General features: G+C 71.8%; 27 protein-coding genes. 19 read left to right on the plus strand and 8 right to left on the minus strand.

Translation table 11 applies throughout. The features are described 5' to 3' along the window. Positions 1 to 51 precede the first annotated feature (51 nt). The 3 genes from RWH45_RS07870 to RWH45_RS07880 are packed head-to-tail and all read left to right on the plus strand — an operon-like array spanning position 52 to position 1136. On the plus strand, positions 52 to 453 hold the full coding sequence (locus RWH45_RS07870) for a hypothetical protein (protein WP_315994316.1): 402 nt from the start codon (positions 52 to 54) through the stop codon (positions 451 to 453). A 4-nt stretch (positions 454 to 457) separates the two neighbouring features. Further along, positions 458 to 868: a phage holin family protein gene (locus RWH45_RS07875; RefSeq protein ID WP_315994317.1), complete on the plus strand. Its 411-nt coding sequence runs from the start codon at positions 458 to 460 to the stop codon at positions 866 to 868. Beyond that, the gene (locus RWH45_RS07880; RefSeq protein ID WP_315994318.1) at positions 858 to 1136 is read left to right on the plus strand and encodes a hypothetical protein; all 279 of its coding nucleotides are present in this window, start codon (positions 858 to 860) and stop codon (positions 1134 to 1136) included. The genes RWH45_RS07875 and RWH45_RS07880 overlap by 11 nt, the downstream gene beginning before the upstream one ends. 187 nt (positions 1137 to 1323) lie before the next feature. Here RWH45_RS07880 and RWH45_RS07885 read toward each other — a convergent pair whose 3' ends face one another. Continuing rightward, complete coding sequence (locus tag RWH45_RS07885; RefSeq protein ID WP_315994319.1) at positions 1324 to 2112, minus strand: bestrophin-like domain; 789 nt, start codon at positions 2110 to 2112, stop codon at positions 1324 to 1326. Between the two features lie 131 nt (positions 2113 to 2243). Here RWH45_RS07885 and hemQ point away from each other — a divergent pair, with 131 nt between their 5' ends. The 10 genes from hemQ (at position 2244) to cofD (ending at position 10398) form a co-directional block, all read left to right on the plus strand. Next, entirely contained in the window at positions 2244 to 2915 is a 672-nt protein-coding gene (gene hemQ / locus RWH45_RS07890) for a hydrogen peroxide-dependent heme synthase (RefSeq protein WP_315994320.1), read from the plus strand. Further along, positions 2912 to 3910 (plus strand): hydroxymethylbilane synthase, encoded by a 999-nt coding sequence (gene hemC / locus RWH45_RS07895; RefSeq protein ID WP_315994321.1) that lies wholly within the window; start codon positions 2912 to 2914, stop codon positions 3908 to 3910. Before hemQ ends, hemC begins: the two co-directional genes overlap by 4 nt. Next, a complete protein-coding gene (locus RWH45_RS07900) occupies positions 3907 to 4722 on the plus strand; it encodes a uroporphyrinogen-III synthase (protein WP_315994322.1) in 816 nt (271 codons plus the stop codon). The genes hemC and RWH45_RS07900 overlap by 4 nt, the downstream gene beginning before the upstream one ends. Then, complete coding sequence (gene hemB, locus RWH45_RS07905; RefSeq protein WP_315994323.1) at positions 4719 to 5702, plus strand: porphobilinogen synthase; 984 nt, start codon at positions 4719 to 4721, stop codon at positions 5700 to 5702. The genes RWH45_RS07900 and hemB overlap by 4 nt, the downstream gene beginning before the upstream one ends. 96 nt (positions 5703 to 5798) lie before the next feature. Then, positions 5799 to 7139, plus strand: a complete 1341-nt coding sequence (gene hemL / locus RWH45_RS07910) for a glutamate-1-semialdehyde 2,1-aminomutase (protein ID WP_315994324.1) — start codon at positions 5799 to 5801, stop codon at positions 7137 to 7139. Positions 7140 to 7197: 58 nt separating this feature from the next. After that, on the plus strand, positions 7198 to 8307 hold the full coding sequence (locus tag RWH45_RS07915) for a WXG100 family type VII secretion target (RefSeq protein WP_315994325.1): 1110 nt from the start codon (positions 7198 to 7200) through the stop codon (positions 8305 to 8307). Between the two features lie 119 nt (positions 8308 to 8426). Then, a complete protein-coding gene (locus RWH45_RS07920) occupies positions 8427 to 8639 on the plus strand; it encodes a hypothetical protein (protein ID WP_315994326.1) in 213 nt (70 codons plus the stop codon). Continuing rightward, on the plus strand, positions 8626 to 8907 hold the full coding sequence (locus RWH45_RS07925) for a WXG100 family type VII secretion target (protein ID WP_315994327.1): 282 nt from the start codon (positions 8626 to 8628) through the stop codon (positions 8905 to 8907). Before RWH45_RS07920 ends, RWH45_RS07925 begins: the two co-directional genes overlap by 14 nt. Further along, positions 8907 to 9359 (plus strand): hypothetical protein, encoded by a 453-nt coding sequence (locus RWH45_RS07930; protein ID WP_315994328.1) that lies wholly within the window; start codon positions 8907 to 8909, stop codon positions 9357 to 9359. The genes RWH45_RS07925 and RWH45_RS07930 overlap by 1 nt, the downstream gene beginning before the upstream one ends. Positions 9360 to 9432: 73 nt before the next feature. After that, entirely contained in the window at positions 9433 to 10398 is a 966-nt protein-coding gene (gene cofD, locus RWH45_RS07935) for a 2-phospho-L-lactate transferase (RefSeq protein ID WP_315994329.1), read from the plus strand. Between the two features lie 169 nt (positions 10399 to 10567). Here the strand turns inward: cofD and cofC are convergent, their stop codons facing one another. The 4 genes from cofC to cofG all read right to left on the minus strand — a co-directional run bounded on the left by cofC (position 10568) and on the right by cofG (position 16361). After that, a complete protein-coding gene (gene cofC, locus RWH45_RS07940; RefSeq protein WP_315994330.1) occupies positions 10568 to 11203 on the minus strand; it encodes a 2-phospho-L-lactate guanylyltransferase in 636 nt (211 codons plus the stop codon). 204 nt (positions 11204 to 11407) lie between these two features. Continuing rightward, positions 11408 to 12418: a glucose-6-phosphate dehydrogenase (coenzyme-F420) gene (gene fgd / locus RWH45_RS07945; RefSeq protein WP_315994331.1), complete on the minus strand. Its 1011-nt coding sequence runs from the start codon at positions 12416 to 12418 to the stop codon at positions 11408 to 11410. 11 nt (positions 12419 to 12429) lie between these two features. Next, entirely contained in the window at positions 12430 to 13911 is a 1482-nt protein-coding gene (locus RWH45_RS07950; protein WP_315994332.1) for a flavin-containing monooxygenase, read from the minus strand. Continuing rightward, positions 13908 to 16361, minus strand: a complete 2454-nt coding sequence (gene cofG / locus RWH45_RS07955) for a 7,8-didemethyl-8-hydroxy-5-deazariboflavin synthase CofG (RefSeq protein ID WP_315994333.1) — start codon at positions 16359 to 16361, stop codon at positions 13908 to 13910. The genes RWH45_RS07950 and cofG overlap by 4 nt, the downstream gene beginning before the upstream one ends. 148 nt (positions 16362 to 16509) lie before the next feature. Between cofG and RWH45_RS07960 the strand changes: the two genes are divergently transcribed. Next, positions 16510 to 16908, plus strand: a complete 399-nt coding sequence (locus tag RWH45_RS07960; RefSeq protein ID WP_315994334.1) for a hypothetical protein — start codon at positions 16510 to 16512, stop codon at positions 16906 to 16908. 174 nt (positions 16909 to 17082) lie between these two features. Here the strand turns inward: RWH45_RS07960 and RWH45_RS07965 are convergent, their stop codons facing one another. The 3 genes from RWH45_RS07965 to RWH45_RS07975 are packed head-to-tail and all read right to left on the minus strand — an operon-like array spanning position 17083 to position 20024. Continuing rightward, complete coding sequence (locus RWH45_RS07965) at positions 17083 to 17901, minus strand: sulfite exporter TauE/SafE family protein (RefSeq protein WP_315994335.1); 819 nt, start codon at positions 17899 to 17901, stop codon at positions 17083 to 17085. 54 nt (positions 17902 to 17955) lie between these two features. Further along, entirely contained in the window at positions 17956 to 18774 is an 819-nt protein-coding gene (locus RWH45_RS07970) for an ABC transporter permease (protein ID WP_315994336.1), read from the minus strand. Further along, positions 18771 to 20024, minus strand: coding sequence for an ABC transporter ATP-binding protein (locus RWH45_RS07975; RefSeq protein WP_315994337.1), 1254 nt, complete (start codon positions 20022 to 20024; stop codon positions 18771 to 18773). The genes RWH45_RS07970 and RWH45_RS07975 overlap by 4 nt, the downstream gene beginning before the upstream one ends. A gap of 87 nt (positions 20025 to 20111) precedes the next feature. Between RWH45_RS07975 and RWH45_RS07980 the strand changes: the two genes are divergently transcribed. The 5 genes from RWH45_RS07980 to RWH45_RS08000 are packed head-to-tail and all read left to right on the plus strand — an operon-like array spanning position 20112 to position 23800. Beyond that, positions 20112 to 21176, plus strand: a complete 1065-nt coding sequence (locus tag RWH45_RS07980; protein ID WP_315994338.1) for an enoyl-CoA hydratase/isomerase family protein — start codon at positions 20112 to 20114, stop codon at positions 21174 to 21176. A gap of 28 nt (positions 21177 to 21204) precedes the next feature. Then, the gene (locus tag RWH45_RS07985; protein ID WP_315994339.1) at positions 21205 to 22035 is read left to right on the plus strand and encodes an LssY C-terminal domain-containing protein; all 831 of its coding nucleotides are present in this window, start codon (positions 21205 to 21207) and stop codon (positions 22033 to 22035) included. Beyond that, positions 22032 to 22607 (plus strand): hypothetical protein, encoded by a 576-nt coding sequence (locus RWH45_RS07990; protein WP_315994340.1) that lies wholly within the window; start codon positions 22032 to 22034, stop codon positions 22605 to 22607. The genes RWH45_RS07985 and RWH45_RS07990 overlap by 4 nt, the downstream gene beginning before the upstream one ends. A gap of 41 nt (positions 22608 to 22648) precedes the next feature. Then, positions 22649 to 23578, plus strand: coding sequence for a DnaJ domain-containing protein (locus RWH45_RS07995; RefSeq protein WP_315994341.1), 930 nt, complete (start codon positions 22649 to 22651; stop codon positions 23576 to 23578). 39 nt (positions 23579 to 23617) lie between these two features. Then, entirely contained in the window at positions 23618 to 23800 is a 183-nt protein-coding gene (locus RWH45_RS08000; RefSeq protein WP_315994342.1) for a DUF5302 domain-containing protein, read from the plus strand. The last annotated feature ends 21 nt before the right edge of the window (positions 23801 to 23821 follow it).

The following is a 23821-nucleotide window of genomic DNA, read 5'->3' on the forward strand; positions in this document are numbered from 1 at the left end:
CATGACTACTGTGAGACTCGACCAGCACTCGATCGAGCGTGAGGAGACCCCATGAGGGGCAAAGCAGCACTCGTCGTCGGACTCGTGGCGGGCTACGTGCTCGGAGCACGCGCCGGCCGCCAGCGGTACGAGCAGATCAAGGAGCAGGCCGACAAGGTCTGGAGCCAGCCCGTCGTTCAGGGACAGGTCGAGAAGGTGAAGGCGCTCGGCGTCTCCGCCCTCAAGTCCGTTCCCGGTGTGGTGTGGAAGGGCGCCAAGTCCGTCACCAGCGCAGCGTCCGGTTCGGGCACGGTGCAGGAGCGCGCCGAGCGCGCGGGCCGTGCCGCCAAGCGCTCCGCGAGCGAGGTGGCCGATGTCGTCGAGGACGCCGTCGACGACGCCGAGCAGGCGGAGAAGTCGGCGACCACGCGCGCTCGCGCGGCCAAGAGCGGCTCCACCTCGTCCGGGAGCTGACCGCATGACCACTCCGCGCGGATTCCGCGACCGTTCCGACGACAGCCTGTTCGAGCTGCTCGGCGACATCCCCGAGCTGGTGCGCAACCTCGTCGTCGCCGAGATCAACGGGGCGAAGGCGTGGGCGCAGCGGACGGCGAAGGATGCTGGTATCGGGGCCGGCTGGTTCGTCGGCGCCCTCATCGTGCTGTTCTGGGCGATTCCGGTGTTCTTCGCCTTCGTCATCGCCGGGCTGTCGTCGTGGTGGCCGGTGTGGCTGTCGGCCCTCGTCGTCTTCGGCGTGATGGTCGTGATCACGGCGATCCTGGCGCTGCTCGGCTACCTGCGGTTCAAGAAGCTCTCGAACCGCGAGAACCCGGGCGAGGCCATCGCCGAAGACGTCCGCATCGTCAAGGAGGTCCGCGATGAGTATTGAGCGTCCCGTCCCCGTGCCCCGCACCGCGGTGCCGCTGGGCATCACTGACCCGGTGGAATCGGCCCGCGCCGAGCTCAAGGCGGCGCTCGCCGCCATCGAGGTCAAGGCCAACGTGCCGCGCCGTGCGAGCGACGCCGTCGACCGCACGATCCACGACGTCCGCGAGAAGGCTCAGCGCAACCCCGGTGCCGCCGCCGCGGCCGTGGCGGGCGTCGCCGCCCTCGTCGGCTTCGCCGTGTGGGGCATCGTGCGCGCCTACACGCGCTGAACATCACCGAAGCGGTCCGTCCCTCGCCGGGGTCGGGCCGCTTCGGCGTGTACCGGACGGAGCTGGCCGAGCCCGTCGAAACCACCGGTGGCCGGGCGGGTCCGGACCCTTCGACGGGCTCAGGGTCCTGTCGCGGGCTGACGGGCTGAGGGTCCTCCGGCGGGCCCGGGCTTCGCCGGGGACAGGCTCACGGCTCGTTCAGGAACAGGCCGCTCAGCAGGTCTTCGAAGTACTCCGGCGTCACCGCGATCGGACCCGCGTAGGCGTGGTCGAAGCCGGCGATGGCGTACAGCAGCAGCGCCACGAAGAGGGCCAGCAGGCTCGACATCAGCAGGTGCACGCGGAGGTTGCGCACCTCGATGAGGGCGATGAGGATGGCGTTCAGCACGGCGCCCACGCTCAGCACGATCCACAGGACGCTCGGCAGGGCCAGGTGGGTCAGGGCGATGCGGTCGCGGCGGTTCTCCACGAGCAGCTGGAACTGATCCAGCGACTGCTGCACGTACAGGGTCTCGGCTGCCGTCGTCGGCTGCACCTGGCCGATCGCCTGCTGCATGGCCGAGATGTTGGCATCCGTCTCGGCGGGGATCTCCAGTCGCCGCTGCATCGGCCAGTCGAGGTCGATCACGTTGCGGGTGTACTGCACGATCTGGTTCTGCAGTTCGTCACCCTGCGGATCGGGCAGCAGAGCCGCGGTGCGGTAGAGGGATGCCAGCGACGACGACTCCTGCAGCACGACGCCGTCGACCTCGGTGAAGTTGCCGTAGGCGGCCGCGGCGATGAGGGCGAGGGTCACGCCGTAGAAGACGCCGTAGGCGCCGACCGCGTAGCTGAGGACCCGGTCCCATTCCTCGCCCTGCGGGGCGACGCGGAACACCCATTTGCGCAGGATGAGCAGGATCACGCACGATCCGCCCACCACCAGCACGATGAACAACGGCAGACCCACGGACATGGGCAGGTCGTAGAGCCACATCGGGCACCCCTCCGACGGGCGTCCCCCGACGCCGTCAGCGAACGATACCAACGGCCTCGGGCGGGCGGGGGTGCTTCGTCGGCGAGTCAACGGGTTTGGCCCGCCGCCCGGGCGAGACGAGACTAGGAGCCATGTCCCACGACAGCTCCTCCTCCGTGTACACGCTGTGGGCGGTCTTCCGCCGCGACCCCGAGAATCCGGTTACCGCCGCCGAGTCCACCGAGCTCGCCGACCTCGTCTCGCTGATCGAGGCCGACGGCGTCACCGTCCGCGGCTTCTACGACGTCAGCGGTCTGCGCGCCGACGCCGACCTCATGGTCTGGCTGCACGGCGAAGACCCGCAGGCGCTGCAGCGCGACCTGCGGCGCCTTCGTCGCACCGAGCTGCTGAAGAACCTGCTGCCCACCTGGAACGCGATGGGCGTGCACCGCGACGCGGAGTTCAACCGCTCGCACGTCCCCGGATTCCTCCGCGGCATCGAGGCGCAGCAGTGGCTCTGCCTGTACCCGTTCGTGCGCAGCTACGAGTGGTACCTGCTGCCCGAGCAGGAGCGTCGCGAGATGCTCATCGAGCACGGCAAGAAGGGCAGCGCCTACAAGGGCGTCATCGCCAACACCGTGGCATCCTTCGCCCTCGGCGACTACGAGTGGCTCCTGCCCATGGAGGCGGACGTGCTGACCGACCTCGTCGACATGATGCGCGACCTCCGCTACACCGAGGCCCGTCGTCACGTGCGCGAGGAAGTTCCGTTCTACACCGGTCGTCTCGTGACGCTCGACGAGATCCCCGAGATCCTCCAGTGAGCGCGCCTCTGCGGCTCGGAACGCGTCGCAGCACCCTCGCGATGGCGCAGTCGCAGATGGTCGCCGACGCCGTGGCCGCGGCCTCCGGTCGGGCGGTCGAACTCGTGCCGATCGTGTCGGAGGGCGACGTCAACCGCGCCTCGCTGTCGCAGCTCGGCGGGCGCGGCGTGTTCGCGAACGGGCTGCGCGAGGCGCTCGCCGCCGACCGCTGCGACTTCCTCGTCCACTCGCTGAAAGACCTGCCGACCGTGCAGCCCGAGGGCCTCGTCATCGCCGCGACGCCGCCGCGGGAGGACGCCCGCGACGTCGTCGTGACGCGCGACGGCACCCCCCTCGGCTCGCTCGCGCCGGGATCGCGGGTCGGAACGGGCTCGCCCCGCCGCATCGCGCAGGCGTTGCGGCACAACCCGCGGCTCGACATCCACGACATCCGCGGCAACGTCGACTCCCGCCTCGCGCGCGTGCGCGACGGAGAGCTGGATGCCGTGATCCTCGCCGCGGCGGGCATCTCGCGTCTCGGCGGCGACCTGGGCGGGCTGCAGGCCGAGGCGCTCGGCCTCGCGGAATGGCCCACCGCGCCCGGCCAGGGCTCGCTCGCGATCGAGACCCGCAGCGACATCGACCCGGAGGTGCACGCCGCCCTCGCCGAGCTCGACGACGAGGACACCCGCGTCGCGATCACGGCGGAACGCGTGGTGCTGAACGCCCTCGACGCCGGGTGCAGCGCGCCGGTCGGCACGCACGCGTCGCTGGCCGGGGGCGACCTGCGGCTGCGCGCCGTGGTCTACGCCCTCGACGGCTCGCAACGGATCGGTATCGACCGGACCGTGCGCCTCGCCCCGGGGTATGGTGGGGAAACGGGCAGTGGCAATGGAGCGGATGCTGCCGACGACGGGGGACCGATCGCGCGAGCGGCGCGAGCGGGCCGAGAAGCCGCGCGTCGGTTGCTCGAACGTGGGGCGGCCGACCTGGTACCACGAGAGTCGACCACATGAATGAAGGCCACTGGAACACGCCGAACCCCTCGACGGGCGGCGTGCCCAAACCTCTGTCCGGTCGTCGCGTGCTCGTGCCGCGCGGGGGTCCGTGGGGCGACGGCGTCGCCGCCAGCCTGCGCCAGCTCGGAGCCGTTCCGGTCATCGCGCCGTTGATCAACTTCGCGCCCACCAACGATCAGGCGACCCTCGACGAGGCGCTCGCCGACCTCGCGGCGGGCGCCTTCGACTGGCTCACGCTCACCAGCGCGACCACGGTCGACGTCCTCTACGCCTACAAGGCCGTCATCCCCGCCGAGACGAAGGTCGCCGTGGTCGGCGAGACCACCGCGGCGGCGATGCAGGCCGTCGGCTACCGCGTCGACCTCGTGCCCGAGCGCGACAACTCGGCCCAGGGCATGGCCGAGCAGATGATCGAGATCGAGACCGAGCCGCGCAAGGTCCTGACCCTGCGCAGCGAGATCGCCAAGCCGGTCCTCACGCGCCTGCTGATCGAGGCCGGGCACGACGTGCGCAGCGTCGTGGCGTACCGCACGGTCGGCGTTCCCGTGACCGAGAAGATCGCCGGCGACGTCCAGTCGGGCCGCATCAACGCCATCCTCGTCACCAGTGGTTCGGTGGCGGAACAGGTGGTCGAGCAGTTCCCCGAGATCCCGGCATCCACGGTCATCGCGGCGATCGGACCCCGCACGGCCAAAGACGCCAAGCGCGCCGGACTCAGCGTCGACGTCGTGGCCGAGCGGCAGACCGTCGACTCCCTCATCGAGGCGGTCGCCCGCTTCCCCCTCACCCCCGACGAATCGACGTCATGAGCTTCCCCGAGCACCGCCCGCGGCGTCTGCGCCGCACCCCCGCCGTCCGTCGTCTCGCCCGCGAGACGCATCTCGTGCCGTCGCAGCTCGTGCTGCCGATGTTCGTGCGCGAGGGCATCACCGAACCGAGTCCGATCGGGTCGATGCCCGGGATCGTGCAGCACTCGATGGACTCGCTCCGCCGCGCGGTCGCCGAGGCCGCCGAGCAGCGCATCGGCGGAGTGATGCTCTTCGGCGTTCCCGAGGTGCGCGACGCCGTGGGTTCCGGGGCCGACGACCCGAACGGCATCCTGAACCGCGCGACCGAGGCCGTCGTGGCCGAGGTCGGCGACGCGGTGGTCGTGCAGACCGATCTCTGCCTCGACGAGTTCACGGACCACGGTCACTGCGGCGTGCTCCGCTCCGACGGCGCGGTCGACAACGACGCGACCCTCGACCGCTACACGGCGATGGGTCTGGCGCAGGCCCGTGCGGGCTCGGCGATGCTGGGACTGTCGGGGATGATGGACGGCCAGGTCGGGGCGGTGCGTGAAGCGCTGGATGCCGAGGGCTTCACCGACACGCTGATCCTCGCGTACTCCGCGAAGTACGCCGGCGCGTTCTACGGTCCGTTCCGCGAGGCCGTCGACTCGCAGCTGAAGGGCGACCGTCGCTCGTACCAGCTCGACCCCGGCAACGGCCGTGAGGGCGTGCGTGAGGCGCTGCTCGACGTCGAAGAGGGTGCCGACGTCGTGATGGTCAAGCCCGCGCTGCCGTACCTCGACGTGCTCGCCGACGTGAAGGCGTCGGTCGACGTGCCGGTGTGGGCGTACCAGGTCTCGGGCGAGTACGCGATGGTCGAGGCCGCCGCCGCCCACGGCTGGATCGACCGCCGCGGCGCGATCCTCGAGAGCCTCCTCGGAATCCGTCGCGCCGGCGCCGACGCGATCCTGACGTACTGGGCGGTCGAGGCCGCCCGCTGGCTCCGCGAAGAGCTCTGATCTTCATCGCGTGACGTGCCGAGAATTGTCGCTTCGCGATACGCGGAAGCGACGATTCTCGGCGACTCACGCGTGTCTACCCGGGAGAATTGACGTATGACCGATCTCAACGACCAGTGGTTCGCCCGCGCCAAGGACGTCATCCCCGGCGGCGTCAACTCGCCCGTGCGCGCATACGGCTCCGTCGGCGGGACGCCGCGGTTCGTGCAGTCGGCGTCGGGACCGCGGATCACGGATGCCGCGGGTCGCGAGTACGTCGACCTCGTCGCGTCGTGGGGTCCGGCGCTCCTCGGCCACGCGCATCCCGAGGTGGTCGGCGCGGTGCAGTCCGCGGCATCCCGGGGTCTGTCATTCGGCGCGCCCACGGGTGCCGAGGTGGAGCTGGCCGACCTCGTCGCCCAGCGCGTCCAGGTCGGCGATCTGAAGCCGATCGAGAAGGTGCGCCTGGTCTCGACCGGCACCGAGGCGACGATGACGGCGATCCGCCTCGCCCGCGGAGTCACCGGACGCGACCTGCTGATCAAGTTCGCCGGGCACTACCACGGGCACTCCGACGGGCTCCTCGCCGCGGCGGGCTCGGGTGTCGCCACCCTCGCGCTCCCCGGATCGGCAGGTGTCCCCGCGCCGATCGCCGCGCAGACTCTCGTGCTGCCCTACAACGACCTCGACGCGGTGCGCGAAGTGTTCGAGGTGCACGGCGAGAACATCGCCGCGATCATCGTCGAGGCGGCCTCGGCGAACATGGGGGTCGTGCCACCGCTGCCCGGCTTCAACGCCGCGCTCGCCGACATCGCGCACAGCCACGGCGCCCTGCTGATCATGGACGAGGTGCTCACCGGATTCCGCGTGCACCCCGCCGGCTTCTGGGGTCTGCAGGCCTCGCAGGGCGAGCGCTACCTGCCCGACATCCTCACCTACGGCAAGGTCATCGGCGGCGGGATGCCGCTGGCCGCCCTCGCCGGCCGCGCCGAGGTCATGGACCACCTCGCCCCCCTCGGCCCGGTGTATCAGGCCGGAACCCTGTCGGGGAACCCGCTGTCGGTGGCCGCGGGCCTGGCGACGCTGCGTCTGGCGACGCCCGAGGTGTACGCGGCCGTCGACGCCGCGGCCGCGCGGATCGCCGACGCGCTCGACGCCGCCCTGACCGCCGAGGGAGTGGTGCACACCGTGCCGCGCGCGGGCTCGTTGTTCGGCGTCGCCTTCCTGCCCGAGGTGCCGCGCGACTACGCCACCGCGCTCACGCAGCAGTCCTACCGCTACGCCCCGTTCTTCCACGCGATGCTGGATGCCGGTGTCTCGCTTCCCCCGAGCGTGTTCGAGGCGTGGTTCCTCACCGCCGCCCACGACGACGTCGCCCTCGAGCGCGTGCTCGAGGCGCTGCCGGTCGCGGCGAAGGCCGCGGCGGAAGCGCTGGATCCGACGCTGCTCGCGCAGTAGTCGACGCCGGCGCTGACACCGTCGGGACCGCTTGATACGGTCGAACGGGGGGTGGGGGATGACCGCATCGAGTTTCTGGCTGGCGCCCGACGCGTTGGAGCATCAGGCCATACCGTTCGACGACTACGCCGCGCAGGCGCAGAGCGCGAAGCAGTACCTCGCGGCGCATCCCTTCGATGACACGGGGGATCACCCGGCCTATCGGTTCGCCGCCGAGCGCGCGCGGGAGCTGCGTTCGTCGCTCATCGACTGGTTCGACCATCTCGCGAGCGTCCTCACGGGCGTGGCGGTCGAGTTGCGGTCGGTGGCGGACGAAGGACGCTCGATCGATGCGGAAGAAGCCGCCCGCATCGATGCGTCGGATCCGTCCGTGTACAACGGGAACTCGTCGTCGGCGAGCGAAGTCGTCTCGGACTCGGCGGGCGGGCGCAGCACCGACCTCATGCCCGTCTGGGGGCCGCCCGCGGGCGGCGCGGCACGGTTCTGCGACTTCGGACCGGCCTACGACCACCTCAACGACCTGACGCTGAACCTCGTGCCCGGAGATCTCCTGAGTCCCGTCGAGTGGATCGACACGATCCTCGGCTGGCTGGGTGCCACGCCGCTCCCCGAGACGGTGATGCGCGAGTTCGGAGGGCGCTGGGGTGACCTGCGGGCCTTCGCCGACACGTTGACAGGGCTCAGCCAGCTCATCGACGACATGCGGGGGCACTTGGGCAGTGCGGCATCCTTCATCAAGGTCGCCTGGCAGGGCTACGCCGCCAGTAGCGCGCAGGACTACTTCGACCGGCTCTCCGCGGTGCTCGGCAACGCCGTGCAGGAATTCCAGGATGCGGGCGACGCCTTCGCGTCGTATGCCGACGGGGTCGAGGGGACGGCGGAGGCCGTCAGCAGTGCGCTCTACGGTCTGCTGGACTCGATCCTCATCGCCGCGGTCGCCGCCGGATTGGGAACGGCGACGATCGAGACGGTCGTGGGCGGAATCCTGGGATGGGGGGCCGCGGGAGTGGCGCTGCTCAACGCGGGCCGCCTCGTGGCCGAAGTCAACGACCAGTTGCAGTTCCTCAACGACCTCGGCAACATCCTGGGGTCCATCAGCAACCTCTCCTCCGACCTTTCGGACTTCTCGTCGGAGCTCCCCGTCCCCGCCATGGAGGTCACGAATTGAGCGACGACGCGCGCCGGCCCACCCTCGCCGAGGTGAGCGAAGCCTTCCGAGCGGATCGGGCGGCTTCCTCCAGCGGTCTCGATTTCGCGACCGTTCCGGGGACGGCGCCCGTTCTCGGCATGCTGCGCACGGAGATGCAGCGTCGCCTGCGCGAGGAGCATGCCGACAGCGAGGTCGCCCGTGCGCTGCGCGCCGTGCTCGACGGATCCGCTGAACCGCGGTCGCTGCTCGAGATGCCCGCCTTCGCGCCACCCTCGGCTTTGAGAGATCCCGCCGTGACAGAATCGGTGCGCGCCGCGATGCGCGGCGGGGAGCGTGATGATGCATCTTGACGAAGACTCGGCGGTGGGCTCGATCGCGATCGTCCGCGAGGCGATCGACCGGATCGACGAGCACCTGACGACGCTCGAGAACGAAGCGGCGCGTTTGCAGGCCTCGTGGGACGGCGACGCGCGCGACGCCTTCGCCACGGCGATGCGCGAATGGGACGAATCCGTCCGCGTGCTGCGCGCCGCCGCCGCGACGGCCGGGGAACGGGCGCACGGCGCCGTTCGGCGCTTCGGCGACTTCGATCGGCGTCGAGCCGGAGCGTGGGCGTGATGCGGCGTCGTCTTCTCGCCGCCGCGGTCGTCGCGGTGGGGTTCGCTCTGGCCGGCTGCGCGCCGGCCGCCTCGCCCTCGACCATCACCGTCACCTGGACCGGACCCGACGGCGAAGAGACGGTCACGATGACCCCCGATGTGGTCGAGTGCGACGACACCGGCGCGCGCGGGACGGCGGTGCAGGTGACGCCGCAGGGCACCTTCTCGTTCCGCACGAACGTCGACGAGGGGGCGCGCGGGTCGGTCGGTGTCGGCGCGGACGGCGTGTTGGTCTCCTTCGAATCCGACGACATCGACCTCACCGTCGGCGGTGAGAACGTGTCGGTGGCCTCCAGCGACGGCGAGGCGGCGGTCGTGGAGGGGTGGAAACCCGAGGACGGCATCGTCGAGTCCCCGGACGACGCGACACGCTATCCCGCGACGGTGACCGCGAGTATGCGCTGCGAGTGACGCGCGGCTCCGCCTGACGCCACCCCTCGGCACGCGGTCTCGGCGCGGGACAGCGAAGTGGAAGACTGGATGGATGCGTCCTCCCCAACCCCGTGTCGTCGTGCTCGCCGGTGGAGTCGGGGGGTCGAAGTTCACGCTCGGCGTGCGCGCTGCCCTGCACCGGATCGGCGCCCCCGAGGCCACCGTCGTGGTCAACACCGGTGACGACCTCTGGCTCTCCGGTGTGCGACTTCAACCCGATGTCGACTCGATCACCTACGCCCTCGCCGGGGTCAACGACACCGTGCGCGGCTGGGGTCGCGCGGGCGACACCGAGCGCGTCAACGAGGAACTGCAGGCGTGGGGCGCCGGCTGGCCCTGGTTCACCCTCGGCGATCTCGACCTCGGGACCCACCTCGCGCGCACCGGCTGGCTGCGCGAGGGCCTCACCCCGACCCAGGTGCTCGGTCGGATGGCGCAGCGCTGGCCGCTCGGCATCCGGATGCTGCCCATGACCGACAGCGAGGTCGACACGCACGTGCTGCTCGAAGACGGGCGTCGCCTGCACTTCCAGGAGTGGTGGACGCGCCATCGCGCCCAGCTGACCCCCCGTGCGTTCGAGAACCCCGGGATCACGGATGCCGTGCCCGCCCCGGGAGTGACCGATGCCATCGCGGCGGCCGACGTGGTGCTGCTGGCGCCGTCGAACCCGGTCGTGTCGATCGGTCCGATCCTCGCCGTCCCCGGCATCCGGGAGGCCCTGCGCGCCACCTCGGCGCGGGTCGTCGGAATCTCGCCCATCATCGGCGGCCGCGTCGTGCGCGGGATGGCCGACGTGTGCCTTACGGCGATCGGCGTCGAGACCTCGGCCGCGGCCGTCGCGCGGCACTACGGCGCGCGGTCGGCGGATGGGGTGCTGGACGCGTGGGTGCTCGCCGAGGAGGACGCAGCGTCGGCGGCCCAGGTCGAGGCGGCGGGGATCCACGCGGTCGTGCGGCCGCTGTGGATGAGCGACGACGACGCGTCGGCGGCGATCGCCGAGGCGGCGCTGGGGGCCTGAGCCGCCCGGTCGCGCCCCGTGGTGAGCGCGGAAGAGGAGCTGCGCGGCGGATCCGCGGGTGAGTGGCGGCGGCCGAGGCGCAGGGCCGCGGGGGCCCTGCGGGGGCGGGTCGGGCCGCGGCGGGCCGTGCGCCCGGGTGAGGCTGCGCCGGGGTCGGGCCGCGCCCGACTCAGGCCGCGGCGGACGCCAGTACGGCCGCGGTCCGCGGACCCACGCCGAGGGCGACGGCCTGCGAGAGTTGTACGGCCGTGTCGACGTCGCGGCGCAGCGTCGAATCGCGGGGGACCGCGAGGTCGGCGCAGCCGAGCAGACGGTGGCGCGCGGCGGAGTCGGCGCCGAACGCCGACACCCACACCGCGTTCGGTCGGGCGGTGACGAGCGTGGAGCCGGTGCCCTCGGCATCCGGGACCAGACCCCGCTCCACGCGGCCGGCGAGCTCGAGGGCGGCGTCGAGGTCGTGCGGGGTGAGCGCGGGCACGTCGCCGAGGAGGGCGGCGCGGGCAGTGCCCCGTCCGGCTTCCTCGGCGCCGAGCGCGACCGCGGCATCGAGACCGCGCACGTCTCCCTCGGCGACGACATCGACGGCGGGCCACTGTGCGACGAGGGCCGAGAGCTCGACGTCGTCGGTGACGACGACCACTCGCGAGACGCGCGGGGTCGCTGCGGCGGCCGCGATCGTGTCGAGGGCGAGGGCGCGGGCGAGCGCCTCGCGATCGGAGACGCCCGTCAGGCGCGATTTGCCGATCGCGGCCGGCTTGACCGGCACCACGATCGTCCAGCCGTCACGGATCTCAGGAGTGCTCATCGCATCCATTGTGCGTCGAACCCCGGACATCCGCGGGTGGGGGTAGCGCGGCTCCGCCGATCCGTGCTGCGGATCGCGGTCGCGGCCCGACGCCACCGAGATGACCCCCGTCTCGCGAGACGATGCGGGTGGGGCGCGAATCGCGTGTGATGTCGGCGAACGCGGGTGGTCTCGTTGCCGTCGCCCCGACCGGCGCCCCGGGCCTCAGCCGAAGCGCTTGCGCAGCCGGGGCAGGATCTCCTCGCCGTACATGCGCAGGAAATCCTCCTGGTCGTGTCCGGGGTCGTGGAACACGAGGTGGCGGAAGCCGAGGTCGACGTAGCGTGCGATGCGGTCGACGTGCTCGTCGGGGTCGGTGGAGACGATGAAGCGGGATGCCACGCGCTCGATCGGCAGCTCGTTCGCGAGGCGCTGCATCTCGAGGGGGTCGTGCACGCTCATCTTCTCGTCGGCGGTGAGGGCGAGCGGGGCCCAGAAGCGCGTCTTCTCGAGCGCGGTGTCGTGGTCGGGGTGGTACGAGACCTTGACCTCCATGAGCGTGTCGACGTCGTCGCGGGTGCGACCGGCCTTGGCGAGGCCGTCGTCGAGCGCGGGGAGCAGCTTCTGAGTGTAGAGCTCGGGATCCTTGCCGCTGGTGGTGATGTACCCCTCGGCAATCCGGCCGGCGAGCCGCGTGGCGGCGGGTCCGGAGGCGCCGATGTAGATGGGCACCTTCTGCGCGGGGCGGTCGTAGATGGTGGCATCCTTCACCGAGTAGTAGGTGCCCTCGTAGGTGACCCGCTCGCCCGCCCAGAGCTCGTTGATGATCGTGATGGCTTCTTTCAGACGCTGGAAGCGCTCGGGCGGCTCGGGCCAGTCGAGCCCGAGGGTGACCTCGTTCAGCGCCTCGCCGGTGCCCACCCCCAGGACCACGCGACCCGGGTACATGACCCCGAGGGTGGCGAACACCTGGGCGATGACGCCGGGGTGGTAGCGGAACGTCGGGGTGAGCACGCTCGTTCCGATGATCACCCGCTCGGTGCGGGCGCCGAGGGCGCCGAGCCACGGCAGCGCGTTGGGAGCGTGTCCGCCGTCGTGCATCCAGGGCTGCAGATGATCGGAGAGGAAGACGGAGTCGAAGCCCATCTTCTCCGCGAGCACCCCGAACTCGAGCAGCTCGTTGGGGCCGAACTGCTCGCTCGAGGCCTTGTAACCGAAACGCAGGGGGATGGTCATGGCTGTCTCCTCTAGATGTCGACGCTGGGAAGGGTCGCCCGCACGGGCGCGACGAACTCGGAACCGTCGGTGCCGGCCAGTCTCTCGTGGAACGCCTGCACCGTACCCGGCCACAGCAGTGTCAGGCGCCCCGATCGGTGGTCGACGTACCAGTTGCGGCATCCGCCGGTGAGCCAGGGGGTGGATGCCGCGGCCTCGGCGATCTCGGCGGTGTACGCCGCCTCGGCATCCGGGCGCACTCGCAGCACGCGATCGGTGCGACGGTCGCGCTCGCACAGAGCGCGCACCACGTAGGCGGCCTGCTCCTCGGCCATGAGCACCGCGGAGTTGTGGCCGAGGCTCGCGTTGGGGCCGTTCAAGACGAACAGGTTGGGGAAGCCCGTGACCACCGTGGAGCCGAACGAGGTCATGCCGTCGGACCAGTGCGCCGCGAGCGTGCCCTCCTCGCCGTGCACGAGATCGGCGTAGGGCTGCTGGGCCGAGGCGAAGCCGGTCGCCAGCACGAGCACGTCGGCGTCGTGGCGCGTCCCGCTCGCGGCGGTCAGCGCCGAGCCCTCGACCGACACCAGCGCCGTGGGCTCGAGGGTCACGGCATCCGAGGCGACGGCGGGGTAGAACGCGTCGGACAGCAGGACGCGCTTGCATCCGAAGGCGTAGTCGGGCGTGAGAGCCTCGCGCAGCGCGGGGTCGGCGACCTGCGCGTGCAGGTGCGCGAGAGCGACCTCCCGAGCGGCGGCGGATGCCACGGCGTCGCCCGAGCGGGAGGCGAAGCGCCGCTCGCCCTCGGCGTAGAGCTCCGCCCGCAGGCGCGCGAGGTCACCGGGGTGCGCGGCGAGACGCTCGCGCTCGGCGAGCGGGATCTCGTCGCCGCCGCGCGGCACGATCCACGCCGGGGTGCGCTGGAAGAGCGTGACGTGGGCGGCGCGGCGGGCGAGTTCGGGGACGAGCTGCACGGCGCTCGCGCCGGTGCCGACGACGGCGACGCGTTTTCCGGTGAGGGCGACGTCGTGGTCCCACCGGGCCGAGTGGAACAGGGGACCGTCGAACGACTCGAGTCCGTCGATCGCGGGGACGTGCGGCTCGGTCAGGCGTCCGCAGGCGAGAACCAGGGAGCGGGCGACGACGGGGTCGGCCCCGGTGTCGATCCGCCAGACCGCGTCGGCGGCATCCCACCGCGCCCCGAGGAGGGGGGTGCGCAGTCGCAGGCGATCGCCGAGGTTCTCGCGCTCGGCGACCTCGCGCAGGTACCGCTGGATCTCACCGCCCGCCGCGAACGTGCGGGTCCATCCCGGGTTCGGGTGCGCGGCGAGGCTGTAGAGATGGGCCGGTACATCGCACGCGACACCGGGGTAGGTGTTGTCGCGCCAGGTGCCGCCCACGTCGGACGCGCGTTCGAGCAGCACGATGTCGTCGCGACCGGCCCGCCGCAGAGCGCCGGCCATGGCGAGGCCGGCGAAGCCCGCGCCGACGATCGCGACGTCGACGACTCTCACGCGGGGGCTCCGTCGGGTGCGGGGGTCTCATCGGGCGTCCGGGCCCCGTCGGCGGCGAGGGGGAAGCGCGTGCCGCCGCTGGTCACGACGTACGGCGCCGAGGCATCGGTCACGCGGTAGTCGGTCGTGCGCAGCCGGAACGGCCGCATGAGGCTCCGCGCCAGGCGCTCGGCGGCGGGGACGGGCAGTTCGAGGCCCTGCTCGATCCCGGTGTCAGGCAGCACCCGCCCGTCGTAGAGCGTGCCGCCGAGGTCGTCGCCGCCGGAACGCAGCAGCACGGCAGCGGTGTCGCGGCCGACGCGGGTCCACGGGATCTGCACGTGCGCGATGCTGCCCGAGAGCAGCAGCCGCGAAACCGCGACCATCGCCCGGTGCTCGTCGACCGGCGCCCGCCCCGCCACCAGCGGCACGTCGCCGCCGGGCAGGGGGATCGGCACGAACTCCGCGAAGCCGCGCGTGCGGTCCTGGATCTCGCGCAGGCGCCGCAGGTGGGCGATGCGCTCCTCAGCCGTCTCGACGTGCCCGTAGAAGAGCACCGAGGTCGACCGGAAACCGCTGAGGTGCGCGGCGGTGATGGTCTCGATCCACGCGTCGATCTCGAGATCGCCCGGGGCGACGAGCCCGCGCACGCGCTCGCTGAGCACCTTCACGCCCGTCCCCGGCACGGTGTCGACCCCCGCGGCGTGCATCGCGGCGAGGGCACCGCCGAGGCCGAGACCGCCTCGGTCGGCGAGGTCGCGCACATCGAGGGGGCGGTAGGCGTGCACGTGGATGCCGGGGGCGGCGCCCTTCACGGCCCGCACGAGGTCGAGGTACCCGGCGGGGTCTTCGTCGCCGGGCAGTGCGCCCTGGATGCAGATCTCGGTCGCACCGAGGTCGACGGCATCCACCGCGATGGCCGCGGCGTCGTCGAGGCCGAACTCGCCCGGTGCCGCGCGACCGCCGCGGCGCAGCCCGGACGAGGTGAGGTTGCGGTTCTGCACGAGCGTGATCGGTTCGCCGACGGTGTAGCGGCGGGCGTCGTCGGCGACCGCGGTCAGATCGTCGAGCTCACCGCCCGTTGCGTGCAGCAGGCGGGTCCAGTCGGCGTCGTCGAGCGCGAGAGGGGCGGATGCCGCCCGCTCTGCGAGGCGGCGCACGCCGGGGTCGGGAGAGACGGCGCCGGTGCGGGGCGTGGGCACAGGGCGGGCGGAGGAGGCCGTGGGGGCCGTGGGAGTCACGTCGGCGGCCAGGCCCGCGGCATCCGCCAGGGCCCGGACGGGCGCACGCAGGGCCGGGTCGATCCAGGTCTCGGCTTCTCGCACGAACTCCGGATGCGCTGTCAGACGCTCGCGCAGCGTGTAGCCGTGGGTCGCGGTGGAGGCGGCCAGGTCGTCGATGTGGGGCCAGGGCCGTTCGGGGTTCACGTGATCTGCGGTGAGCGGTGACACTCCGCCCCAGTCGTCGATGCCGGCGGCGACGAGCAGCCCGAGCTCGCGCGGGTCGGAGAGGTTGGGCGGCACCTGCACGCGCATGTCGGGCCCGAGCACGAGCCGCGCGACCGCGACCGCCGCGAGGTACTCCCGCATGTCGGCGTCGGGGGCGCCCTGCATGGCGGTGCGGGGCTTCGCGCGGAAGTTCTGCACGATCACCTCCTGCACGTGGCCGTGGCGGTCGGCGCTCTCGCGGAGAGCGACCAGCGACTCCGCGCGATCGCGGACGGTCTCACCGATGCCGACGAGGATGCCGGTGGTGAACGGGATGCCGGCGGCCCCGGCGTCGTCGATGACCTTCAGGCGCAGGTCCGGGTCTTTGTCGGGCGAGCCGAAGTGCACCTGCCCGGGCTCCTCGAACAGGCGCCGGGAGGTGGTCTCGAGCATCATGCCCATCGACGGGGAGACCGGTCGAAGCACGGCAAGCTCGTCGGGGTGCATGACTCCCGGGTTGGCGTGCACGAGCATCCCGGTCTCGGCGGTGATGAGGCGGGCGATGTGCACGACGTAGTCGATGGTCGAGGCGAAGCCGTGCTCGTCGAGCCACGCCCGGGCCTCGGGCCAGCGCTCCTCGGGGCGGTCGCCCAGGGTGAGCAGCGCCTCTTTGCACCCGAGGGCCTGGCCTTGCCGCACGACCGTGAGCACCTGCTCGGGCGTCATGTACGCGGGCTTGCGCAGCAGCGCGAGCTGGCCGGGGGTGTCGACGAAGATGCAGTAATGGCACCGATCGCGACAGAGCGTCGTGAGCGGCACGAACACCTTGCGCGAATACGTGATGACGCCCGCTCGGCCGGCCCGGTCGAGACCCTCGTCGCGCAGGGCCGCGGCCACCGGGAGAAGGACGTCCAGATCGGCCCCGAGGAGGGTCTCCGTCTCGTCGACGTCGGGCCGGTGACCGGTGCGCACGCGCGCGAGCAGGTCGTCGATCGAGGTGCCTCGGGCCGGTGCGACTCGCGGCGCAGCGCTGCCCGTGCTCATCGCTCCAGGCTATCCCCCCGCTCCGACATCGGGGCCGAGGGGGAGGGGGACCGCGGCCGTCGCGAGCGTGGCGTCCCGGCATCCGTTCCGGCGATCGTTGCCGTCCTGTGAGGTGCCCGGCGGGTCGACGCACCACGACGCTGGCAGGATGGATGGCATGGTGACCCTGCTGCTCGATTCGACGCAGCTCGAGGTCGTGCTCTCGCCGACCGAGCGGGCTCTGTCGTTCCGCAAGACCAACATCGTCGTCCCCCGGGAGCACATCGACCGGGTGCAGCTGACCGACGACGCATGGACCTGGATCCGCGGGGTGCCCAACCCCGGGATCAACCTCCCCGTCGCCGTCGGGGCCGGCACGTGGAAGTCCGCCGGCGGCAACGACTTCGTCATCATCCGGGGGCGCAAGCCCAGTGTGGTCGTCGACCTCGTCGGTCACGACGAGTTCGAGCGCCTGGTGCTCACCACCAAGCACGGGGTGGCGCTGGTGAAGGCGCTGCGCCTCGACGTGGCATCCGAGCCCGAGGACGTCGCCGACATCGTCGCCTGAGCATCCCCCGCTCTCGCCGCGCTCCCGCGCACATGCGCACATGCGCGCCGAGTGTCTAGAACACCCGGACGAAATTTCGTTCCGTCCGGGTTTCCTGGACACTCGGCCGGTGCGGCCGGTGCGGCCGGTGCGGCCGGTGCGGCCGGTGCGACCGGTGCTGCGCGAAGCGCTGGATCAGCCGGCGAACTGCGCCACGGTGTCCCACGCGAGCTTGACGATCAGGATCGACAACGTCACCAGGAACACGATGCGCACGAAGCCGCTGCCGCGACGCGTGGCCATGTGCGCGCCGATGAAACCCCCGGTGATGTTCATCACGGCCATGGCGAGGCCCAGCGCGAGGATGATCTCGCCGTGCACGCCGTACACCGCGAGGGCCGCGAGATTCGTCGTGAGGTTCGCGATCTTGGCGTTCACGCTGGCCTGCAGGAACCCGTAGCCGAGCACGCCCACGATGAGGATGACGAAGAACGAGCCCGTGCCCGGACCCAGGATGCCGTCGTAGAACCCGACCAGCAGACCGATCGCCCCCGCCCGCCAGGCGACGGCCGCCCGGGAGTCGTGGCGCGGGGCGTGCTCGAGACCCATCTTCGGCTTGAACAACGTGTACAGCGCGACGGCCACCACGGCCACGAGCACGATCGGTGTGAGCACCTCGCGCGGGACGAAACGCGACAGCGCCGCACCGACCGTCGAACCGGCGTACGCCCCCGCCACCAGCGGCGCGAGGAGCACGAGCTGCACCCGGATGCGGCGGAGGTACACCCAGCTGGCCGACAGCGTCCCGAAGAACGACGACAGCTTGTTCGTGCCCAAAATGAAGGGTGTCGCGACGTCCTTCGGCACGCCGATGACGAGAGCGGGAAGCTGGATGAGGCCGCCGCCGCCGACCACCGCGTCGACCCACCCGGCGACACCCGCCGCCACGAGCAGCAGGACGAGAGCGGCCACCGAGACGGGGAGCCACTCGGCGATCACCGGTCCATCGAGCACGGTTGATTCTCGCCGCTGCGGGCTGGACCGACAAAAAGCGCAGCTCGGAACGGGTCAGTCGATGTCGCGGCGCCAGGTGGTGAACAGGCCGATCACGAGCAGCACCACGGCGTAGCCGAGCAGCACGAGGCCGCCCATCCACCACTCGAGGGCGTCTGCACCCGCCGTGCCCATCGCACCGAAGATGGTCTGCCCCACGAGCGCGTCGCTCGCGGCGCTGGGGAACCACTTCACGACCTCGCCGAAGCCGTCGACCACTCCGCCCAGGGTGCGGATGATCGGTTCGACGAACAGTGTCACCGCGAGCACGATCACGATCGCGGCGACCTGGTTGCGCACGACCGTGCCGACGCCGATGCCGACCACGGCCCACAGTGCGAACGCCAGCAGCATGCGGCCGACGAGCACCCACGTGTCGGAGGAGGCCAGTTCCGCGTCGATCCCGAAGATGCTCAGCACGCCCGCGCCCGCCGCGATCGCGGCGAGGGAGCCCAGGACGCCGTAGAGCAGGCCGACCAGGATGCCGACGACGAACTTGCCGCCGAGCACGACGCCGCGGCGCGGCGTCGAGAGGAACGTGGGGGTCAGCGTCTTGTGGCGGAACTCGGTGGTCACCATGAGGGTGCCGATGAGCAGGGGGAAGACGTATCCGACCGCGGAGGCCGTGCTGTAGACGAGCGCGGGGACGCCGTCGGCCGACATCGCGGGACCCGTGCCGCCGGAGAGGCGCCCCGAGGCCACGCCGCCGAAGACGAAGGCGAGCAGGCCCGCGGTGAAGGCGACGTAGACCATGAGCACGATGCCCAGCACCCACCAGCCGGCGGTGGTGAACTGCTTGGTGTACTCGGAGCGCGTGGCGGCGAGGAGCGTCATCGCGACACCTCCTGCTCGTGACGGACGAGGTGGTCGTCGTCGGGCGTCTCGCCGCCGTGCGCGACTCCCACCGGGACGATGTCGATCACCCCGGTGGAGGCGACGGCGTACGAGGGGCGGGGGACGTCGTCAGCCTCGGTGCGGGCGGGAGCGGCCGCGACGGGGGCGATGACCGCGACAAGCGCCGTCGACGGGCGAGGCTCGTCGGCGACGCGGTCCTCGGCGGAGGGCGCCGCGTGCACGGGCACCGCGTGCTCGGGCGCCGGCGCGGTCGTGGGGGCGCCCGCCGGTGTCGGGACGGTCGCGGAGGTGGCATCCGTCGTCGGGATCGACGTTCCCCCGGCGCTCGCGTGCACGCGCGCGCCGCTCACGAGTTCGAGGAAGATGTCCTCCAGGCTCGCGCCCTTGCTCTGCAGGTTCGACAGCGCGATGCCCGCAGCGGCGGCCAGGCCGCCGATCTCCACCGGTTCGTGATGGCGGATCGTGAAGCCGTTGCGCAGCAGCTGATAGTCGATTCCCCGCTCGTCGAGCAGCCGCGACAGCGCGGCGCGATCGGGCGAGTCGACCACCGTGGCGTACTCGTCGGGGTCGGCGAGGTCTTCGATACCGCCCTGGAACACGAGGCGGCCGCGCGAGATGATCAGCAGCGCGTCGACGGTCTGCTGCACCTCGGCGAGCAGGTGCGAGGAGATGAGCACCGTGCGTCCCTCTTCGGCGAGATGGCGCAGCAGGGAGCGCATCCAGCGGATGCCCTCGGGGTCGAGACCGTTCGACGGCTCGTCGAGCACCAGCACGCCGGGGTCGCCCAGCAGTGCCGTCGCCAGCCCCAGACGCTGGCGCATCCCGAGTGAGAAGCCGCCGACGCGGCGCCCGGCCACGTCGGCGAGACCGACGAGTCCCAGCACGTCGTCGATGCGGGTGGTGGGCAGGTTCGCGGCGCGGGCGTAGACCTTGAGGTGGTTCGCGGCCGATCGGCCGGGGTGGAAGCTCGACGCCTCGAGGGCCGCGCCCACCGTCTGCAGGGGGGAATCGAGGTCGGCGAACGCCTTGCCGCCGATCGTCGCGGTCCCCGACGTCGGGCGCACGAGCCCGAGCAGCATGCGCAGCGAGGTGGTCTTGCCGGCGCCGTTCGGCCCGAGGAACCCGGTGACCTGACCCGGCTCGATCCGGGCGGAGAGATCGTCGACCGCCGAGACCGCTCCGAAGCGTTTGGTGAGGCCGGTGAGCTCCAGCACCTGTCCGTCGGGCATTCGGCACCTCTCGTTCGGTGAGCGTTCCGTCCATCTTCCCCGATCCGGGGCCGAAAACCCATCCGGCGGCGTGTGTAACGTGGCACCGTGCACGCACAACGATCCGCAGACGACAGCGTCCTCGTGGGGGGTCGTCGCGGCCTCGGCCACCTCACCCTCAACAAGCCCCGCGCGATCAACGCCCTCGACCTGGAGATGATCCGTGCGCTGAACGTCACGCTCGACCGCTGGGAGCGCGACACCGACGTCGACGTCATCCTGCTCGACGGCGCCGGCGACCGGGGCTTCTGCGCGGGTGGTGACGTGCGCGCGCTGCACGAGATGGTCACCGCCGGACGCGTCGACGAGGTGCACGCCTTCTTCCGCGAGGAGTACGCCCTCGACCACCGCATCGCCACGTCGCGCAAGCCCGTGATCGCGATCGCCGACGGCGTCTGCATGGGCGGCGGCATCGGACTGGCCGGTCACGCCGCCATCCGCATCGTCACCGAGCGCTCGCGCCTGGCCATGCCCGAGACGCGCATCGGCTTCACTCCCGACGTGGGCGGCTCGTGGCTGCTCGCCCGTGCCCCCGGCCGCCTCGGCGAGTACCTGGCCCTGACCGGCGGAACGATGGATGCCGCCGACGCGCTGTACGCGGGATTCGCCGAACACATGGTGCCCACCGCCCACCTCGAGGCGCTCTACGAGGCGCTGGAGAACCGGGCCGACCCCTCGAGTCCGACGGAGCTCGTGCTGCTGTTCGACGAGAGTCCGGAGCCGTCGCGCCTAATCGCGGCGCGGGAGTGGATCGACGACGCCTTCGCCGCCGCCGACGTGCCGGCGATCATCTACCGCCTGCGGGCACGGCCCGAGCCCGAGGCGCGCGAGACCGCCGACCTCCTCGCCGCGTCCGCCCCGACGGCGGTGGCGGTGACGCTCGAGGCCGTGCGTCGCGCGCGCGAGCTGCCGTCCCTGCGCGCCGCCCTCGCGCAGGAGTACGGCCTCGTGCTGTGGTTCGCGTTCACGCAACCCGACCTCGTCGAAGGGATCCGCGCGCAGGTCGTCGACAAGGACCGCACGCCGCGATGGACGCCCGCGCGGCTCGAGGAGCTGCCGAGTGGTCGCGTGGCGGAGGCCTTCGCCTATGAGCCGGAGCCGGCGCTGTGGTGACGCGCCGGCGGCCGGGATCGCGCCGGCGATGACCCCTCCGCGGCGCCGCTGGTCGTTCGGTCGAGCCCTCGACGGGTTCTTCTTCGTCTTCGCCGGTCTCGCCGCGTTCTGGCTCGCGTATCTCAGCTTCACCGAGTCGTTCTCGCTCGGATGGGCCGGCATCGCGATGGCGATCGCCTTCTGGGTGCTGCTCGCCTATCTCGTGCTGCCGCGGCTGCATCGCATCCTCACCGCCATCTACGTCCCCGACTACTTCATGGGGCGTACGCGCACGTCCGACGGGCTGTTGGGCGACCCCGTCAACCTGGCTTTCCTGGGCGAACGGGAGCAGATCGAGGACGTGCTGGCGGACGCCGGCTGGATCGCCGCCGATCCGGTCACCCTGCGCTCCTCGTGGCAGATCATCAGCTCGACCCTGCGACGGCGCAGTTATCCCCGTGCGCCGGTCAGCCCGCTGTTCCTCTTCGGGCACGTGCAGGATCTCGCGTATCAGCAGGAGGTCGCCGGATCCCCCGCGCAGCGGCACCACGTGCGCCTGTGGCGATGCCCCGACGGATGGCTCCTCCCGGGTGGACGCCGCGTCGACTGGCTGGCCGCCGGCACCTTCGATCGCGCGGTCGGCCTCTCGCTGTTCACGCTGCAGGTGACCCACCGGATCGATGCCGACACCGACATCGAGAGGGACCACATCGTGGGCAGCGTCGCCGGGGTCCGCGGGGTGGAGGTCGACGTCATCCGGGACTTCTCGACCGGATACCACTCGCGAAACGGCGGCGGAGACAGCATCACCACCGACGGCGACCTGCCCATCATCGACGTGCGAGCCGTCTCGGCGGTCGGTGGGGAGCGGACACCGTGAACGAGCAGCGGCATCCGCGCAAACGCGTGGCCTTCGAGCCGCCTCTGGATCCCACGGCGGGGGATGCCGCGATGCACCGCCCCACCGCGACCGTCGCGGGAGCGGTGCTCGTCCTCCTCCGCGCCATCGCGGGGGCCCTCTGGGCGGTGAGCGTGGCGTTCTCGCTCCCGCCGTGGCTGCAGCAGATCGCCGGCGCCGCCAGCGGCGATGCGAGCGCGTCGACCGACCCGGAGCTCGCCGCGTTCGCCGACCTCGGTATCGGCACCGCGGTCTTCCTGAGCGTCATGGGCGCCCTCTTCGTGGTGCAGGTGGTGCTCGGCATCCGGATCCTGTTCGGGGGCAACCTGTCGCGCGTGCTCGTCATGCTCATCTCGGTCGGTTCGATCAGCGCGAGTTTCGTGGGCTGGTGGGAGCTGGGGCTCGAGATCACCGTGCGCACCACGCTGCTGACGCTGAGCCTCGACATCCTCGTGCTGCTGGCCCTGTCGAGTCGCGACGCGGCGGCGTACGCGCGGCGCCCGCGCCGGAGCCGCCCCCGGGCGCACGGATCCCGCACAGGCGCGGCGCGTTAGCCTGAGAAGCGCCGCGCCCCGCGGCGGAACGGATGACGCACGTGTTCGACAGTCCTATGTCGTCCTCGGCATACGAGGTGCTCCGCGTCGCGGCCGATGTCGACGACGAGGGCCTGCGCCGCGCCTACCGGGTGCGCCTGCGCGAGACGCACCCCGACACCGGCGGCGACGCCGCCCTGTTCGTGCAGGTGCAGCGGGCATGGGAGCTCGTCGGCACGCCCGAGGCGCGCAGCGCCTACGACCGGGGCCAAGGAGCGGCGACGACCGGGGACTGGGGTGGCGCGCCGACGGCATCCACGCCCTCCCGTCCCGCGGACACCCGCCCGCGCGCGCGGTCGCACGGCCAGCCGGGCGGCTGGCGGCGTGAGCGCTACCTCGACCTGATCCGCGAGTGGGTCGGGCGCGGCGTCGACATCGCCGACCCCTACGACCCGGCGCTCGTGCGCTCGGCGCCGCCGGAGATCCGCCACATCCTCGCGGATGCGCTCGCCGAAGAGGAGACCGCGCGCCTGGTGTCGGAGCTCGGCATGGGGTACACCGTGTGGCACGACGTCTTCGCCGACCGCGACGGGGTGGATCCGGAGCAGAAGATCGACCACCTCGTGCTCGGCCCGAGCGGCCTGTACGCCCTGCTCAGCGAAGACTTCGGCGGCCCGGTCGGGGTACGCCGGGGCGAGATCACCGGTCCGAACGTCATCGGGGCGCCGGTCACGGAGCTCGTCTCCCGCGCCCGCGTCATCGCGCGTTCCGCGGGGGTGCGCTTCAGCGGGGCGATCGTCGTCCTGCCCGACGACGACGTGTTCGACGCGATCACCGAGCTCGGCAAGGTGCGGGGAACCCCCGTCGCGCTGGTCACGCGCAGCGCGCTGACGACGCTGCTGCGTCGCGGCATCACGGGCGCGCGCGAGGTGGGCGGCACCGAGCTGTTCGACATCCGCACGCGTCTGCAGCAGCGGGTCCGCCACGTCTGACCGGTGGTCCGTGTCGCGGAGCGTGCCTAGGGTGGGGGCATGAGTACCGATGAGACCTCGGATGCCACGGCATCCGCCGAGATGAAGCGCAAGTTCCAAGAGGCGCTCGCGAAGAAGAACGGTCAGCAGCGGTCGGGCCAGGCGCACCTCGACGGTCATTCCGCCGTCCAGGGCACGCACGCGGCCGTCACGAAGCGCGAGTTCCGTCGCAAGAGCGGCTGACCCTCCGCCGCCGCGCGAGTC

It is taken from the genome of Microbacterium galbum (genome assembly GCF_032464915.1).
GTDB lineage: Bacteria > Actinomycetota > Actinomycetes > Actinomycetales > Microbacteriaceae > Microbacterium > Microbacterium galbum.